The 13,851-nt window shown below is 63.2% G+C and carries 15 protein-coding genes; 9 read left to right on the top strand and 6 right to left on the bottom strand.

The window, feature by feature from the left end; translation table 11 throughout:
- Window positions 1–5: 5 nt before the first annotated feature.
- Window positions 6–887, bottom strand: a complete 882-nt coding sequence (locus DKW65_RS00975; RefSeq protein ID WP_342767599.1) for a helix-turn-helix domain-containing protein — start codon at window positions 885–887, stop codon at window positions 6–8.
- A 32-nt stretch (window positions 888–919) separates the two neighbouring features.
- Between DKW65_RS00975 and DKW65_RS00970 the strand changes: the two genes are divergently transcribed.
- From DKW65_RS00970 to DKW65_RS00960, 3 genes are all read left to right on the top strand, one after another.
- Window positions 920–1,342, top strand: a complete 423-nt coding sequence (locus tag DKW65_RS00970) for a carboxymuconolactone decarboxylase family protein (RefSeq protein WP_111655494.1) — start codon at window positions 920–922, stop codon at window positions 1,340–1,342.
- A gap of 98 nt (window positions 1,343–1,440) precedes the next feature.
- Window positions 1,441–1,860 (top strand): hypothetical protein, encoded by a 420-nt coding sequence (locus DKW65_RS00965; protein ID WP_111655493.1) that lies wholly within the window; start codon window positions 1,441–1,443, stop codon window positions 1,858–1,860.
- A 170-nt stretch (window positions 1,861–2,030) separates the two neighbouring features.
- Entirely contained in the window at window positions 2,031–3,542 is a 1,512-nt protein-coding gene (locus DKW65_RS00960) for a flavin-containing monooxygenase (protein ID WP_111655492.1), read from the top strand.
- Between the two features lie 5 nt (window positions 3,543–3,547).
- Here the strand turns inward: DKW65_RS00960 and DKW65_RS00955 are convergent, their stop codons facing one another.
- The gene (locus DKW65_RS00955) at window positions 3,548–4,831 is read right to left on the bottom strand and encodes a phospholipase D-like domain-containing protein (RefSeq protein WP_111655491.1); all 1,284 of its coding nucleotides are present in this window, start codon (window positions 4,829–4,831) and stop codon (window positions 3,548–3,550) included.
- 29 nt (window positions 4,832–4,860) lie between these two features.
- The gene (locus DKW65_RS00950; RefSeq protein WP_111655490.1) at window positions 4,861–5,799 is read right to left on the bottom strand and encodes an acyl-CoA dehydrogenase family protein; all 939 of its coding nucleotides are present in this window, start codon (window positions 5,797–5,799) and stop codon (window positions 4,861–4,863) included.
- A gap of 75 nt (window positions 5,800–5,874) precedes the next feature.
- Between DKW65_RS00950 and DKW65_RS00945 the strand changes: the two genes are divergently transcribed.
- Complete coding sequence (locus tag DKW65_RS00945; RefSeq protein ID WP_111655489.1) at window positions 5,875–6,294, top strand: MAPEG family protein; 420 nt, start codon at window positions 5,875–5,877, stop codon at window positions 6,292–6,294.
- Here DKW65_RS00945 and DKW65_RS00940 read toward each other — a convergent pair.
- Window positions 6,291–7,205, bottom strand: coding sequence for a LysR family transcriptional regulator (locus DKW65_RS00940; RefSeq protein WP_111655488.1), 915 nt, complete (start codon window positions 7,203–7,205; stop codon window positions 6,291–6,293). The genes DKW65_RS00945 and DKW65_RS00940 overlap by 4 nt on opposite strands.
- 89 nt (window positions 7,206–7,294) lie before the next feature.
- Here DKW65_RS00940 and DKW65_RS00935 point away from each other — a divergent pair, with 89 nt between their 5' ends.
- From DKW65_RS00935 to DKW65_RS00915, 5 genes are read left to right on the top strand one after another with little or no spacing between them, the layout of a single operon-like run.
- Entirely contained in the window at window positions 7,295–8,503 is a 1,209-nt protein-coding gene (locus DKW65_RS00935) for an acyl-CoA dehydrogenase family protein (protein ID WP_111655487.1), read from the top strand.
- A gap of 3 nt (window positions 8,504–8,506) precedes the next feature.
- The gene (locus DKW65_RS00930; RefSeq protein WP_111655486.1) at window positions 8,507–9,316 is read left to right on the top strand and encodes an SDR family oxidoreductase; all 810 of its coding nucleotides are present in this window, start codon (window positions 8,507–8,509) and stop codon (window positions 9,314–9,316) included.
- Between the two features lie 14 nt (window positions 9,317–9,330).
- Window positions 9,331–10,416, top strand: a complete 1,086-nt coding sequence (locus tag DKW65_RS00925) for a phosphotransferase family protein (RefSeq protein WP_111655485.1) — start codon at window positions 9,331–9,333, stop codon at window positions 10,414–10,416.
- Between the two features lies 1 nt (window position 10,417).
- The gene (locus tag DKW65_RS00920) at window positions 10,418–11,107 is read left to right on the top strand and encodes a histidine phosphatase family protein (RefSeq protein ID WP_111655484.1); all 690 of its coding nucleotides are present in this window, start codon (window positions 10,418–10,420) and stop codon (window positions 11,105–11,107) included.
- Between the two features lie 31 nt (window positions 11,108–11,138).
- A complete protein-coding gene (locus DKW65_RS00915) occupies window positions 11,139–11,885 on the top strand; it encodes an SDR family oxidoreductase (RefSeq protein ID WP_111655483.1) in 747 nt (248 codons plus the stop codon).
- On the opposite strand, the gene DKW65_RS00910 is transcribed toward DKW65_RS00915, so the two are convergent.
- Both DKW65_RS00910 and DKW65_RS00905 read right to left on the bottom strand, forming a co-directional pair.
- Window positions 11,882–12,796 carry a metal-dependent hydrolase gene (locus DKW65_RS00910; protein WP_111655482.1) on the bottom strand — a complete coding sequence of 305 codons (915 nt, stop codon included), beginning with the start codon at window positions 12,794–12,796 and terminating at the stop codon, window positions 11,882–11,884. The two genes, DKW65_RS00915 and DKW65_RS00910, sit on opposite strands and share 4 nt — an antisense overlap.
- Window positions 12,793–13,746, bottom strand: a complete 954-nt coding sequence (locus DKW65_RS00905) for an alpha/beta fold hydrolase (protein WP_111655481.1) — start codon at window positions 13,744–13,746, stop codon at window positions 12,793–12,795. The genes DKW65_RS00910 and DKW65_RS00905 overlap by 4 nt, the downstream gene beginning before the upstream one ends.
- Window positions 13,747–13,851 lie beyond the last annotated feature (105 nt).

The following is a 13,851-nucleotide window of genomic DNA, read 5'->3' as shown; positions in this document are numbered from 1 at the left end:
GGGCACTAGCCCTGCCGGTAACGCCGACCATAGTGGCCCGGCGTCATGCCGATCACACGCTGAAAATCGCGAATGAAATGCGCCTCGTCGCAATAGCCGAGGCGCAACGCGATATCCACCTGCGGCATCGGCGTGCCCTGCAGCGCGCGCGCCTTGAGCAAGTCCCGGGCCTGGGCGAGACGGCACAAACGCATATAACCTTTTGGCGACAGGCCGACCTGCTCGCGGAAATGACGCTCCAGGGTGCGCCGTGCAACCGCTGCACCGGCCACGACCTCGGCGACGGACCCGGCGGCAGGTAACGCGCGCAACGCGGCCGCCACCACCGGTGACGATGGCGGCGGCCGCAGGTATCTGCGCAACCATTGATCGAGACAGGCCAGCCCGGCTTCCGGCGTCATGTCCACCAACCGGGCCGCCAGATCACCCAGCGCGCTGGCTACCGCCGGAGGACGCCCCGCCCCCGCAAGCAACTGCCCCACCTCGGACAGCGGTGTTCGCTCGCCCCAGAGAGCCACAGCCCCCGCCGGCCAGAAGCGCACACCGAAAGCCCGCTGCCCTTCCCGGGGCCAGAAACGACCGGAAACTTCACTCACCCCCTCCCAGCAGACGCCGGGCGGACCATCCGCTGTAGCCGCACGGTGGCTGATGCTCAGCGGCTGACCGACATTGAAGACCAGACCGGCACCGCCATCCGGATGCATGAAAGACCAGTCAGGCGCCTTTTGTCCGGGCCGGACGTCCACACACCAGAGCGCCTGAACGACGCCACGCAGCGGTATTGAGGGAGGTTGCAATCTCAGAGCGGGCAAGTGCACGGCAGATCTCCGGAGCAGCGCCGCATATCTACAAGTCAGGGTCCGCAGCGCAAACGAGAATGGCCACATCATCCCCCATCCGGAACCGCGAGGAAACGCCCATGAGACTTGATTACGCTGCCATCAACCCGAAGGCCATCAGCCATCTGGCTGGCACACGCCAGCACCTGAGCGCCTTGCCCCAGCCGCTGCTGGTGCTGGCCGAGTTGCGGGCATCGCAGCTCAATGGCTGCGCCTACTGCCTGAGCCTGCACGGCCCGGAGGCACGGCGCGCCGGATTCAGCGCGGCGCAGCTGGACATACTGCCTGCCTGGCGTGAAGCGCCCGGTTTCGATGAACGTACCCGGGCGGTGCTGGCCTGGACAGAAGCACTCACGCACATCACCAACGGGCAGGCGCCTGATGACGTCTATGCCCAGGCCCGCGAGGTCCTGAGCGATGCCGAGCTGGTCGACCTGACCCTTGCCGTGGCCACCATCAATGCGCTCAACCGGGTCGCCATCAGTTTGCGCCAGCATCCCTGAACCGTTGCACGCGCCAGCGCTACGCGACCAAAGGCGACTCGGCTTTCACTGGCCGGCAGTGTACCCTGTGCCGGCCATTGACCAAGGAGCAACGCATCATGTCCGCCGGCAAACGCCGTAGTGCCTCCCTCGCCATGATCCTGTCCGTCATTATCGTGATTGCCGCCCTCGCCGTGGCGATCTGGCTGTCCATTCCCAAAGGCTTCGACACCGATCTGTCGAAGATCGGCAATGGTGAACCGGCACTGGTGTTCGTGTATGAGCGGGATCTGCTGGCCAGCGCCCGGCAGACCGAAGAGATGAACCGCCAGCGCGCCGCCCTGGAAGAACAGGTGCAACTGCTGATCGCGGACACCGGCCACCCGGCTGCTCGTGAGCTCATGGCCCGGCATCAGGCCGAGGCCATCACCTTCCTGCTGTTCGATGCCGAAGGCACCCTGGTGTCCACCTGGCCAGGCCCCCTGGACGCCGCCGAGCTGCGCCGCCTGATCGACGCTGCCAGGCCCGCGCTGCGCTGACCCCAGCGCCCCACCCCCGGCGGCCATGCAGCCAAGCCGGGGGCTGGCCCCCGCGCCCGAATCGGGCCACCATTACATCAGACAATGTCAATGTTTTGTCCTGATCCGACCGTGCGTCTGTGCCCGGGGATGTCAGGATGCCCTTTCTGGTGAATAACAGGAATGTCGCTATGCCGAGCAAACATGTTGATGTGCTGATAATCGGGGCGGGTCTGTCCGGCGTGGGAGCAGCCTGCCACCTGACCATGCAGTGCCCGGACAAAACCTTCGCCCTGCTCGAAGGCCGCGATGCCATCGGCGGCACCTGGGACCTGTTCCGCTACCCGGGCATCCGCTCCGATTCCGACATGTACACGCTGGGCTACAGCTTCAAGCCGTGGACCAACGAAAAGGCGATCGCGGATGGCGAGTCGATCCGCAACTACATCTGCGAAACCGCCGACGAATATAACGTGACCGACAAGATCCACTTCGGGCACATGGTGGAATCCGCCGAGTGGTCCACCGAGGACGCCACCTGGACGGTCACCGCGCTCAACAAGAAGACACGCCGCAAGACCACCTTCACCTGCAACTTCCTGCTGTCGTGCACCGGCTACTACAACTACGAAGCCGGTTTCACCCCCGACTTCCCGGGCAAGGATGATTACCAGGGCACCTTTATTCATCCGCAGCACTGGCCGGAAGATCTCGATTACAGCGGCAAGAAAGTGGTGGTGATCGGCTCCGGCGCCACCGCCGTCACACTGGTGCCTGCGATGACGGACAAGGCCGCACACGTCACCATGTTGCAGCGCTCGCCCACCTACGTGGCCACCGTGCCGGAAAAGGACGCCATCTCGAAGCAGCTGCGTCGCTTCCTGCCAGAGAAAGTGGTTTATCGTCTGGCCCGCACCCGCAACGTGGGTTTGCAGATGTTCGTCTACAAGCTCAGCAAGAAGCAACCGAAGCTGGTGCGCAAACTGCTGCTGAAACAGGCACAGATGCAGCTGGGCAAAGACTTCGACATGTCGCACTTCTCGCCCAGCTACAATCCCTGGGACGAGCGTCTGTGCGCCGTGCCGGATGGCGATCTGTTCAAGGTCCTGCGCAAAGGCAAGGCGTCGGTGGTGACCGATCATATCGACACCTTTACCGAGAACGGCATCCGCCTGAAATCCGGCAAGGAACTCGAGGCAGACATCGTGATTTCGGCCACCGGTCTGGATCTGAAGCTGCTCGGCGGCACCGAGATCAAGGTGGACGGCAAACCGTTCGACATTACCCAGGCCACCGCCTACCGCGCGCTGATGCTCAGCGACGTGCCCAACGCGGCCATGATCTTCGGCTACACCAATGCCTCCTGGACATTGAAAGCCGACATCAGCTGCGAGTACATCTGCCGCGTGCTGAAGCACATGGACAAGACCGGCACGCGCCAGTGCACGCCACGCATGAACGACGCATCGATTGTGGAAACACCGTTTCTCGATATGCAGTCCGGGTACATCCAGCGTGCGGCGGGCCGCTTCCCGAAACAGGGTTCCAAAGCGCCCTGGAAAGTGCAGCAGAACTACGCCTTTGACCTGGCCCAGTTGCGCTACACCAAGGTGGACGACGGCGTGATGGTGTTTTCCAATCCGAAACCCGCCGCCGTGCGCCGGGCCAGCTCCGCACGAGCCAGCCTGAAAGCCTCCGCGTGAACGACCTAGAGATGCGCCCCGAGCAATGCAGCGCCGTGCCCCACCAGGCGCTTGTACCAGGGGCGCTGCTCCCAGCGCGACAGCGTGTAGCGTTGCGCTGACTGCAGATCATTTTCGATCAGCAGGCGAATCTGACGCGCCGTGTGCTCGTCATAGATATTCAGATTGGCTTCGTCGTTGATCCGGAACGAACGGTTATCCAGATTGCTGGAGCCGAGACTGGCCCAGGCATCGTCAACGCTGAGCAACTTGGCGTGGTACATGCTGGGTTCGTATTCATACAGCTCCACGCCCGCCTCCAGCATCGGCCCCCAGCGATTGACCGAGGCATGCCGGATATACCCCTGATCTATACTGCCGCCGGGCACCAGAATGCGCACGCGCACGCCACGCTCGGCCGCCGCCGTCAGGGCCTCGATAAACGCCGGGTCAGGATAAAAATATGCCGTGGCGGCGGTGATGGAGGTCTGCGCCCCGGCAATGGCATACAGGAACACCGGGCGCACACGGTGCCGACCCTCGCGGGGTGAGCTCTTGAGCAGCTGCAGTATCGCATCGCCCTGCTCTGCCATCGCCGGGAAAAAGGCCTCCCCTTCAAGCAGTTGCCCGGTGGCCTCCAGCCAGGTTTCAGCAAAGGCACCCTGCATGTTGGCCACCACCGGCCCGCGAATACGGAAGTGATGATCGCGGTAGGCCCGCTCGCCGACGTCTTCCAGCCAGTGATCTGCCTTGTTGGCGCCACCGATAAATCCGGTCTGCCCATCAATCATCAGCAGTTTGCGATGCGTGCGGTGATTGAAGCGCGACAACTGATACCAGGAAGGCTCACGCCAGCGCACCACCACGACACCGGCCTGCTCCATGCGCTCGAACTTCTCCGGGTCCGCCGTGCGTGACCCGATATAATCCACCAACGCCTTGACCCGGACACCGCGTTCGGCCGCTTGCGCCAACTCGTCTGCAAAGACCCCTGCCGAGGCGGCACCCCAGAATTCATAGGTTTCGAAGGTCACACTGTGCTGCGCCTCGCGTACCGCCGCGCGCATGGCCGCGTAGATGCCCTCCCCGTTTTCCAGCGGCTCAATGGTATGCCCGGCACGGATCGGCGTGTGCAGCATTGCATCCATGGTCTGCCGGAAGGCGGGGTCAGCCACTGAATAGTCCAGGGCCACCGGCTCCAGCAATCGCTTGCTCTTCGGCAAGGCGTTGAAGACCAGGATGTTACCCAGCAGGAAGAGGAGCGCCAGTACGGCGGTGAGGACCAGGGGGATGCCGACAGATTTTCTCATGCGGCCCAGCCTATCATTGATTGACCGCCTCAGGTCAGGCCAAGCTGCTCGCGCGCCCGTTGCACCCGCAAGGCCCGGGCCTTGCCTGCCACCCCAAAGATCGGCGTATCGCGCTGCCAGCGCGCTGCCGCCACATCACCGCTCGCCAGCAATCGTTCGCCCACGCGACCGTAGAGCGCTGTCGCCTGCTGCTGCACCGTCTCCAGCAGCAGATGCGTGGAGGGCGCCAGGGGGGATGCGGCGGCCAGATGTGCGCAGGCGGCGAGGCAAACGCCCAGCTCCGCCAGCAGACCTGCCGTATCGCCCGCCGCGTTCACCCGCCGCACTTCACGCAGCGCATGGGCCAGCATGGCCAGGGTGACATGGATATCTTCGATGGTGCGAAACGGCTTCAGATAGTCGCTGTAGCCGTCGCCCTGCAACAGCGCCGATTCCGGCAGCGTAACCCCCGTGAAGGTCACCGCCGTATGCGGCACCTCGGAGATGAACGGCAACGGCGATTGCGCCGTGAACGCCACCCCCGGTGCCGAGGCCGGCACCCGGATCACCCGCAGCACAGGACGCCCGGCCTGTTCCTCCGCCGCCGGGTCGCGGGCCACCACCAGCAGGTAGTCACAGGCGGCGCCGAAGGTGCTCCAGCTCTTGGCGCCATCCAGCACGACACCGACTGCGGTGCGTGTCAGCGCCGTGGTCAGGTCTCGCGGCTTTTGCCCCGACGATTCCGTGGCGCAGAAGGCCTCGGTCATGCCACCGCCGGGAAAGGCGGCCCGCATGGCGGCCTGATACCCTGCCGCAAAGGCCCAGCCCAGCCGGTCGGCCACAAAGCCACCGCGCAACGCCAGCGTTACCGGTGCCGGATGCTGCTCTGCCAGACATCGCCAACTCGCCAGCCAGTCCGACAGATTGCGCTGACCGGATTCCGGCAAACGGGTCTGCAACAGCCAGCCCAGATCATCATGTATCACCACTGTCTCTCCACCTTGGCTTGGCCCCACCAACCGGACACAATCCGGATCACCTCAAACAGTAAAAGGATACAGGCCATGAATAGTCCGATCATTGCTCCGGTTGTCGCCCTGGTCGCCTGGTCGCTGGTCATGTGGCTCTGGATGTACGCCACCCGCCTGCCCGCCATGGCCCGCTCGGGCATGAAACCCGACCCGCAGATGCCGCGCGGCGAACAGATGAACATGTTACCCGCCCGGACGCGCTGGAAGGCAGACAACTACAACCACCTGATGGAACAACCGACCCTGTTCTACGCCATTGCCCTGTCACTGGCCTTGCTGGACGCCGGGGACGGCAGCAGCCTGGTGATGGCCTGGGCCTATGTCGGCCTGCGCATCGTGCACAGCCTGTGGCAATCGCTGACCAATGTCATCGAGGTCCGCTTTGTGCTGTTCATGCTGTCGTCGCTGATGCTGTTTGGCCTGACCTGGAACGCCGCCCGCGTACTGCTTTAACGGTGCGCCGCCGCCGAGGCCAGGACGCGCTGGCGCAGCCAGTGCAGGGCCAGGTCGGCGTCCTGATCCATGTGCCAGTAGAGGTATAGCGACAGGGGCGGCAACCTGACCGGCAGTGGCATGACCACCACGCCGGGGGGGCTCAGGTCGCGGGCCAGCATGTCCGGCAGGGTCAGCAGCAGATCGGTGGCCGCCACCGTCGCCATGGCCGCCTGATAATGCTGGCAGCGCAGGGCAATACGTCGGTGGTGCCCTGCCTGGGCCAGGCCGAAATCCTCCAGTCCCGGTCCGCGTCGGCGTGATGACACCAGCACGTGCCGGGCGGCCAGATAATCCGCCAGTGACAGGGTCTCTCCCGCCAACGGGTGCCCGGCCCGCAGCATGACCATCAGCGGCACGTCCATCAGGTGGGCCTGGCGAATGTCCGCATCCACCGGCAACTGAACGTCCATCGCCAGATCAAGCCGCCCCGCCGCCAGGCTGGAGGCCAGTTCACGGCGCCCCACCGTGAGCGATTGCAGGTCCACGCCCGGCGCCTCGTTTGCCAGGGCCTGCATCAGCGGCGGCAGGACGCGGGCCTCCAGTCCATCCCGCAGGCCCAGCACAAAGGTACGCCGCGCCTGGGTCGGCTCGAAGCCGTCCTGGTGGGTGAGGCAGCCTTGCAGCCCTTGCAACGCCTCGCGCACGGGCAGGATCAGTTCCCGGGCGCGGGGGGTGGGCACCATGTCGCGGCCACGACGCACAAACAGGGGGTCCTCCAGGCGCTCCCGCAGGCGCGACAGAGCATGGCTGACCGCAGGCTGACTCAGATTCAGCAGCGCGGCGGCCCGGGTGATGGAGCCCTCGCGATAGATCGCCTCGAAGACTACGAACAGATTCAGATCGAGGCGGCCTATATTCAGTTTTTGCATGGAAGGATATTCACACTATTCATTAGATTCATTGACAAGCCTTCCATACACTCAGGGAAATGGCAATCGACGGACCCGGGAGGTTCACCATGGATTTCAGCCTGTCCCCCACAGCCCAGTCGTTCTATGACCGCGTGAAGCAGTTCATGGATACGCACATCCACCCTATCGAGCATGACTACCACCGTGAGCTGCAGTCCCTGGATAACAAGTGGGTGGTCCTGCCGATCATCGAAGAGCTGAAGGCCAGGGCCAAGGCCGAGGGCCTGTGGAACATGTTCCTGCCGGACGAGAAGCTGGGCGCCGGGCTGTCGGTCACCGACTACGCCTCCATCGCCGAGCTCACCGGCCAGTCCGCCATTGCCCCGGAGATCTTCAACTGCAATGCGCCGGACACCGGCAACATGGAGGTGCTGTATCACTACGGCAGCGAAGAACAGAAAGCCCAGTGGCTGACGCCACTGCTGGCGGGTGAGGTGCGCTCGGCCTTCTGCATGACCGAGCCCGGTGTGGCCTCCTCCGACGCCACCAATATGGCCGCCACCGCCACCGTCGAGGGCGATGAAGTCGTGCTCAACGGCCGCAAATGGTGGAGCACCGGCATCGGCCACCCGAACTGCAAGGTCATCATCTTCATGGGCCTGACCGACCCGAGCGCCAACCGCCATGCGCAGCACTCCATGGTGCTGGTGCCCAAAGACACGCCCGGGGTACGGGTGGAACGCATGCTGCAGACCATGGGCATGTATGATGAGCCCTATGGTCACGGCGAGGTGGTGTTCGATAACGTCCGCCTGCCGAAGAGCGCCATCATTGCCGGACCCGGCCGTGGTTTCGAGATTGCCCAGGGTCGTCTGGGGCCGGGCCGGATTCATCACTGCATGCGGCTGATCGGTCTGTCGGAAATGGCGCTGAAGATGATGTGTGAGCGTGGCACCGAGCGCGTCGCGTTCGGCAAGCCGCTGGTCAATCTGGGCGGCAACCGCGAGCGCATCGCCGACGCCCGCATCATGATCGAGCAGGCGCGCCTGCTGGTGCTGAAAGCGGCCTGGCTGATCGACAACCGGGGCGTGATGGCCGCCATGAGCGAAATTTCCCAGATCAAGGTGATCTGTCCGAACGTCGCCCAGACGGTCATCGACATGGCCATGCAGATTCACGGCGGTGGCGGCCTGAGCAACGACTTCCCGCTGGCGGCGGCCTGGACCATGGCGCGCTCGCTGCGCCTGGCCGATGGCCCCGATGAAGTGCATCGTGGTCTGATAGCAAAATTCGAACTGATGAAATACAAGGGCTGATTGATGTCGAAACGCATTCTGATCACCGGCGGCGCGTCCGGGCTGGGGCTCGCTCTGGCGCAACGCTACCTGCAGGCCGGGCATCGTGTCCTGATTACCGATATGAACGAGGAACGCGGCCAGCAGGCCGAGTTCACCCTGCGCGAATACGGCAAGGTGCATTTCCTCAAGGCCAATATCTGCAGCGATGCTGACTGGCAACAGGTGCACGACTGGTGCGTGCAGCACTGGCAGGGTCTGGATGTGCTGGTGAACAATGCGGGCGTGGCCAGCGCCGGACGGGTCGACAAGACCAGCATTGAAGACTGGGACTGGATCATCGACATCAACCTGAAGGGCATCGTGCGCGGCCTGCGCGCCCTGGTGCCGCTGATGAAGCAGCAAGGCAGTGGCCAGATCATCAATATTGCCTCGCTGGCGGCCATCGCCAATGCCCCGGCCATGGGCAGCTACAACGTCACCAAGTCGGCGGTGGTGTCGCTGTCGGAAACCATGCGTCATGAACTGAGCGCTTACGGTATTCATACCGCCGTGGTGTGTCCGGGCTTTTTCCCCACCAATCTGGCGGAATCGCTGCGCACGCCGGAACCCGGTATGGAACAGACCGTGCGCAAGCTGCTGGCGGGCGGTTCCATGAACGCCGATCAGGTGGCCGACTACATCTATCGCCATGCCGACAAGCAACGCTTCCTGATCCTGCCACACAAGGAGGGCCGCATGCTGTATCGCATCAAGAAGTTCCTGCCCTTCCTGTATAACCGCGAAGCGGGCAAGGCTGGCCAGCGCATGAAAGCCAAACTGGAAAAACAATAAAGGGGCGTAAACGCATGAGCCAGAACACGGCCAACAAGAGCGTGATCGACCAGGCCAAAGCCGTGCGCGAGGGCGAACAGTTCGATATCGCGCGGATGGATGCGTGGCTGAAGACGCAGGCGCCCTCGCTGAAGGGCACGCCGGAAGTGAAGCAATTTTCAGGGGGCGCTTCGAACCTGACCTACCTGCTCAGCTACCCGGAGCGGGATCTGATCCTGCGTCGCCCACCTTTCGGCCACAAGGCCAAGGGCGCGCACGATATGGTGCGCGAGTATCGCGTGCAGGCAGCGCTCAAACCTGTCTATCCCTGCGTGCCGGACATGGTCGCCGTGTGCGAAGACCCGGCAGTGATGGACTGTGACTTTTATGTCATGGATCGCATCAAGGGCATTATCCCGCGCGCCAACCTGCCAAAGGGCGTATCCCTCAGCGAAGGGGAAACCCGGCAGTTGTGCCAGGGCGTGATCGACAAGCTGATTGAACTGCATCAAGTGGACTATCAGTCCGCCGGACTGGAACATATCGGCAAGGGCGCCGGTTATGTGCAGCGCCAGATCAGCGGCTGGTCGGACCGCTACGACAAGTCAAAGACATGGAACGTCCCCGGCTGGGCCTATGTGCGCGATTACCTGCGCGCCAACATGCCCGACGATGTGGCCACCGTGATCATTCACAATGATTACCGCTTCGACAATCTGGTGCTCGACGCCGACAACCCGCAACACATCATCGGTGTGCTGGATTGGGAAATGGCCACACTCGGCGATCCGCTGATGGATCTGGGCAACACCCTGGCCTACTGGGTAGAGGCCAATGACGACCGGCTGCAGCAGATGCTACGCCGCCAGCCCACGCATTTGCCCGGCATGTTCACGCGCCGCGAGGTGGTGGACTATTACTGCGACAAGATGCAGCTCAGCCCGGACAACTGGACCTTCTACGAGGTCTACGGCCTGTTCCGGCTGGCAGTGATCGTGCAGCAGATCTATTACCGCTATCACCACAAGCAAACGCGCAATCCGGCGTTCCGGAACTTCTGGCTGTTCAATCATTATCTGCACTGGCGCAGCAAGCGCGCGATCAAGGCGGGCGCACGCTGATATGGGTGCCATCTATCTTATTCGCCACGGCCAGGCCTCGTTCAGCAAGCGGGATTACGACCAGCTTTCGCCACAGGGCATAGAGCAGTCCGAGTTGCTCGGCCATGCCCTCAAGACACGGATCGGCACACCCGACCGGGTCATTTGCGGGGCCATGAAACGGCACCGGCAAACGGCCCATTTCAGTCTCGCGCAAATGGGACTGGGCAATGCCTGGGATACCGACGAACGCTGGAACGAGTACGATCATGAAGAGTTGATCGTGCGGCACAAGCCGCTGTATGCGAACCGCGCCATCATGCTGGCCGATCTGGCCCGCACCCTGAAGCCCCGCGAGAGTTTTCAGGCCATGTTCGAAGACGCGCTGGATCGCTGGGTGGGCGGCGACTTCGACCACGAATACCGTGAGCCCTGGTCAGCCTTTCGTACCCGGGTGCACTCGGCGCTGGATGATATCGTCGCTGACGGCCGTGCTTCGACCACCCTGGTCTACACATCGGGCGGCGCCATCAGCGCCGTGGTCCAGCGTCTCTGGAAACTGCCGGAAGGCGAATGGCGCAAGCTCAACCGGGTGATCGCCAATGCCACCGTCACCAAGGTGGTGTTTGGCCGACGCGGCGCGTTTCTGAGCACATTCAATGAACACAGTCACTTCGAGGGCGAACAGCAGCATCTGCTGACCTATCGATAATGCCCCTGTACAGCACACGAGGTTTTGCATCATGAGCAAGAACATCCTGATCACCGGCGCCAGCTCCGGGCTGGGCGAAGGCATGGCCCGCATCTTTGCGGCGCGTGGCAATAATCTGGCCCTGTGCGCCCGGCGCGTGGAACGACTTGAAGCCCTGCGCGACGAATTGCTGCAAAAACATCCCGGCATCACCGTGACCCTGAAGCCGCTGGATGTCATGGATTACGATCAGGTGTTCGAGGTATTTCGTGCGTTTCGCGCCGAGCTCGGCCGGATTGACCGGGTCATCGTCAATGCCGGCATGGGCAAGGGGCAGCCACTGGGCACGGGCTATTTCTGGGCCAACCGGCAAACTGCAGAAACCAACTTTGTCGCCGCCCTGGCACAGTGCGAAGCGGCGATGGAAATGTTCCGCGAACAGAACAGCGGTCATCTGGTGATGATCTCGTCCATGAGCGCCATGCGCGGCATGCCAAAGAACCTGACCACCTACGCCGCCACCAAGGCGGGTGTCGCGGCACTGGCCGAAGGCATTCGCTCCGAGATGCTTGGCAAGCCGATCAAGGTCAGCACGATTTATCCCGGTTACATCCGCTCCGAAATCAACGAGAAGGTAAAGAACACGCCGTTCATGGTGGATACCGAAACCGGCTGCAAGGCACTGGTGAAAGCCATTGAAAGCGAAAAACCGACCGCCTGTGTCCCGGCATGGCCGTGGACGGCGGTCGGTTTCCTGATGCGTAATCTGCCGCTGAGTCTGGTCAAGAAACTCGGCTAACCCGATTGCCCGGCATTGGCCGCAGGCGAACGCGCAATATAGGCGAGCGCCTGCGCAGTGTCCCCTTCCGTGCGCGGGTGAAACCCTGGCGACAGCCAGCGCAGGGTCCGGTTCAGAATCAGGCTGAAGGTCGGTACGTTATCGTTGCGCCGACCGATACGCTCGATTTCCAGCAAGACACGCACCGTGGTCTGCCGCGCCAGACGTCGCCCCTGCGGGTCCGGATCCTGACGGGCCAGGCTGCGCCCGCCCTCGGCAATAAAATACAGGAACAACGGAAACACGATGGCCATCAGCGCCTGTCGGCTCACGTAGAAGCCAAGCTGGGTTCGGCACAAGTGCTCGAACAGATCGAACGCCACACTGCGATGCTCGACCTCCTCCGCCAGATGCCAGCGAAACAGATCGGCCACCACCGGATCCGCCTTGTCCCAGCTCTCGCTGTTCATGCACCAGTCACCGAGCAGGCCGGTGAAATGCTCGATGGCGGCGACAATGCCCACACGCGCCAGCAACCAGTGCCGCTCCAGAAAACGCCGCTGCAACCAGCGCTGACCAAGCGGCGCATCACCCAACAGTTGATGGAACAATGCGTCGATGCGCTCGCGGTAAGCCAGCACGTCCAGCCCCTGATCCGCCAGCCATTGCTCGCCCTTGCGGTGCGCCTGGGCGTGCATGGCTTCCTGGCGAATAAAGGCTTCCACATCGGCCCGCAACTGCGCATCCTGCACCAGAGGCAGCGCCTTGTTGTAGACGCGGCAGAACCACAGCTCACCAGCAGGCAGCAGCAGATGGATGCCGTTGATCAAGTGACTGGACACCGGATCACCCGGTATCCAGTGCAACGGCGATGAGGACAGGTCAAACGCCACCCGCCGAACCTGCAATGCTGAAACCACCTGCTCTGTCATGACGCCAGCCTCTTCAGTAATGCCGCCCCCGCGCCGGTCACCCGCCACGAAGCCAGTGCCGTGGCCTGATCGCCCCGCTCGACGGCGCTGACAAAATCACGGATCGAACGCGCAATCAGGTCCGGGTGGCTCAACGGCACCCAGTGACTGGCATCAATGTCCTGCCGATACAGCTCCGACACCCAGCGTTGCATGTCCTCAAACAGTTGCGTGCCCACATAGTTGTCCCGCTTCGGCACGATCAACAGCACCGGGCAGGCCGCATAGCGGGGCTCCGGGCGCAGCAGCTTCGGCACAAAATTGGCGCGGTAAAGACGCACGCCCTGGCGGCCATCCTGTGTCTGGCTGGGGTTGGGATGTGCTTCGGTCACCCCTTCGACCCGGCTCAGATACAGGGGCCAGAGACGGCCCATTCCAGCTTGCCAGAGCAACTCCGGCAGCAGCGGAATCTGGAACAGGCCGACGTACCAGGAACTGGCGAGCTGGCGCAGCACCTTGGCCTGCTGGGCCGGCAACAGGCTCCGCACCCGATCGCGCATCCAGTAACCGACATGATCCAGGCAGGGGCCCGACAACGAGGTATAGGAAAGAATACGGGGCTTCAACGGCCCACTCGTGACCGACTCCCAGCTCTGGATCGAGCCCCAGTCATGGGCCGCCAGATGGAAATCCCGACCCGGGAGCAGCGCGTCCACCACGGCTTTCAGGTCCGCCGCCAGGCAGGCCATGCGGTATTCCCGCACCCGGGCGGGCGCATCGGACGCCCCGGCGCCGCGCACGTCATAGGCCAGCACATAGAACTGCTCGGCCAGCCGTTCGGCGACCGGCTGCCAGACACTGTGGTTATCGGGGTAGCCATGCACCAGCACCAGCGCAGGCCGCCGTGCATCACCCCAGGCGCGGACCGCCAGCCCGACGCCCCCCGCATCGACACGAAACTGTTGCACCATGGCGTTCTCAGCCCCTCCGCAGCAATCCTTGTTCTTTCATGCCATCGAATATAGCACCATTGACCGATGTAAAGGTGACCGGAGCGCCCGGCGCTACGGCCAATG

Source organism: Isoalcanivorax indicus, assembly GCF_003259185.1.
GTDB lineage: Bacteria > Pseudomonadota > Gammaproteobacteria > Pseudomonadales > Alcanivoracaceae > Isoalcanivorax > Isoalcanivorax indicus.
Note: the sequence above shows the minus strand (reverse complement) of the source record. Positions and strands in the feature narration are given on the sequence as shown.

Coding starts and splice junctions, on each gene's coding strand:
- DKW65_RS00910 (WP_111655482.1), bottom strand. CDS start 12,796: ATGACAGAGCAGGTGGTTTCAGCATTGCAGGTTCGGCGGGTGGCGTTT.
- DKW65_RS00965 (WP_111655493.1), top strand. CDS start 1,441: ATGTCCGCCGGCAAACGCCGTAGTGCCTCCCTCGCCATGATCCTGTCC.
- DKW65_RS00975 (WP_342767599.1), bottom strand. CDS start 887: ATGTGGCCATTCTCGTTTGCGCTGCGGACCCTGACTTGTAGATATGCG.
- DKW65_RS00970 (WP_111655494.1), top strand. CDS start 920: ATGAGACTTGATTACGCTGCCATCAACCCGAAGGCCATCAGCCATCTG.
- DKW65_RS00940 (WP_111655488.1), bottom strand. CDS start 7,205: ATGCAAAAACTGAATATAGGCCGCCTCGATCTGAATCTGTTCGTAGTC.
- DKW65_RS00935 (WP_111655487.1), top strand. CDS start 7,295: ATGGATTTCAGCCTGTCCCCCACAGCCCAGTCGTTCTATGACCGCGTG.
- DKW65_RS00945 (WP_111655489.1), top strand. CDS start 5,875: ATGAATAGTCCGATCATTGCTCCGGTTGTCGCCCTGGTCGCCTGGTCG.
- DKW65_RS00920 (WP_111655484.1), top strand. CDS start 10,418: ATGGGTGCCATCTATCTTATTCGCCACGGCCAGGCCTCGTTCAGCAAG.
- DKW65_RS00955 (WP_111655491.1), bottom strand. CDS start 4,831: ATGAGAAAATCTGTCGGCATCCCCCTGGTCCTCACCGCCGTACTGGCG.
- DKW65_RS00915 (WP_111655483.1), top strand. CDS start 11,139: ATGAGCAAGAACATCCTGATCACCGGCGCCAGCTCCGGGCTGGGCGAA.
- DKW65_RS00960 (WP_111655492.1), top strand. CDS start 2,031: ATGCCGAGCAAACATGTTGATGTGCTGATAATCGGGGCGGGTCTGTCC.
- DKW65_RS00905 (WP_111655481.1), bottom strand. CDS start 13,746: ATGGTGCAACAGTTTCGTGTCGATGCGGGGGGCGTCGGGCTGGCGGTC.
- DKW65_RS00930 (WP_111655486.1), top strand. CDS start 8,507: ATGTCGAAACGCATTCTGATCACCGGCGGCGCGTCCGGGCTGGGGCTC.
- DKW65_RS00925 (WP_111655485.1), top strand. CDS start 9,331: ATGAGCCAGAACACGGCCAACAAGAGCGTGATCGACCAGGCCAAAGCC.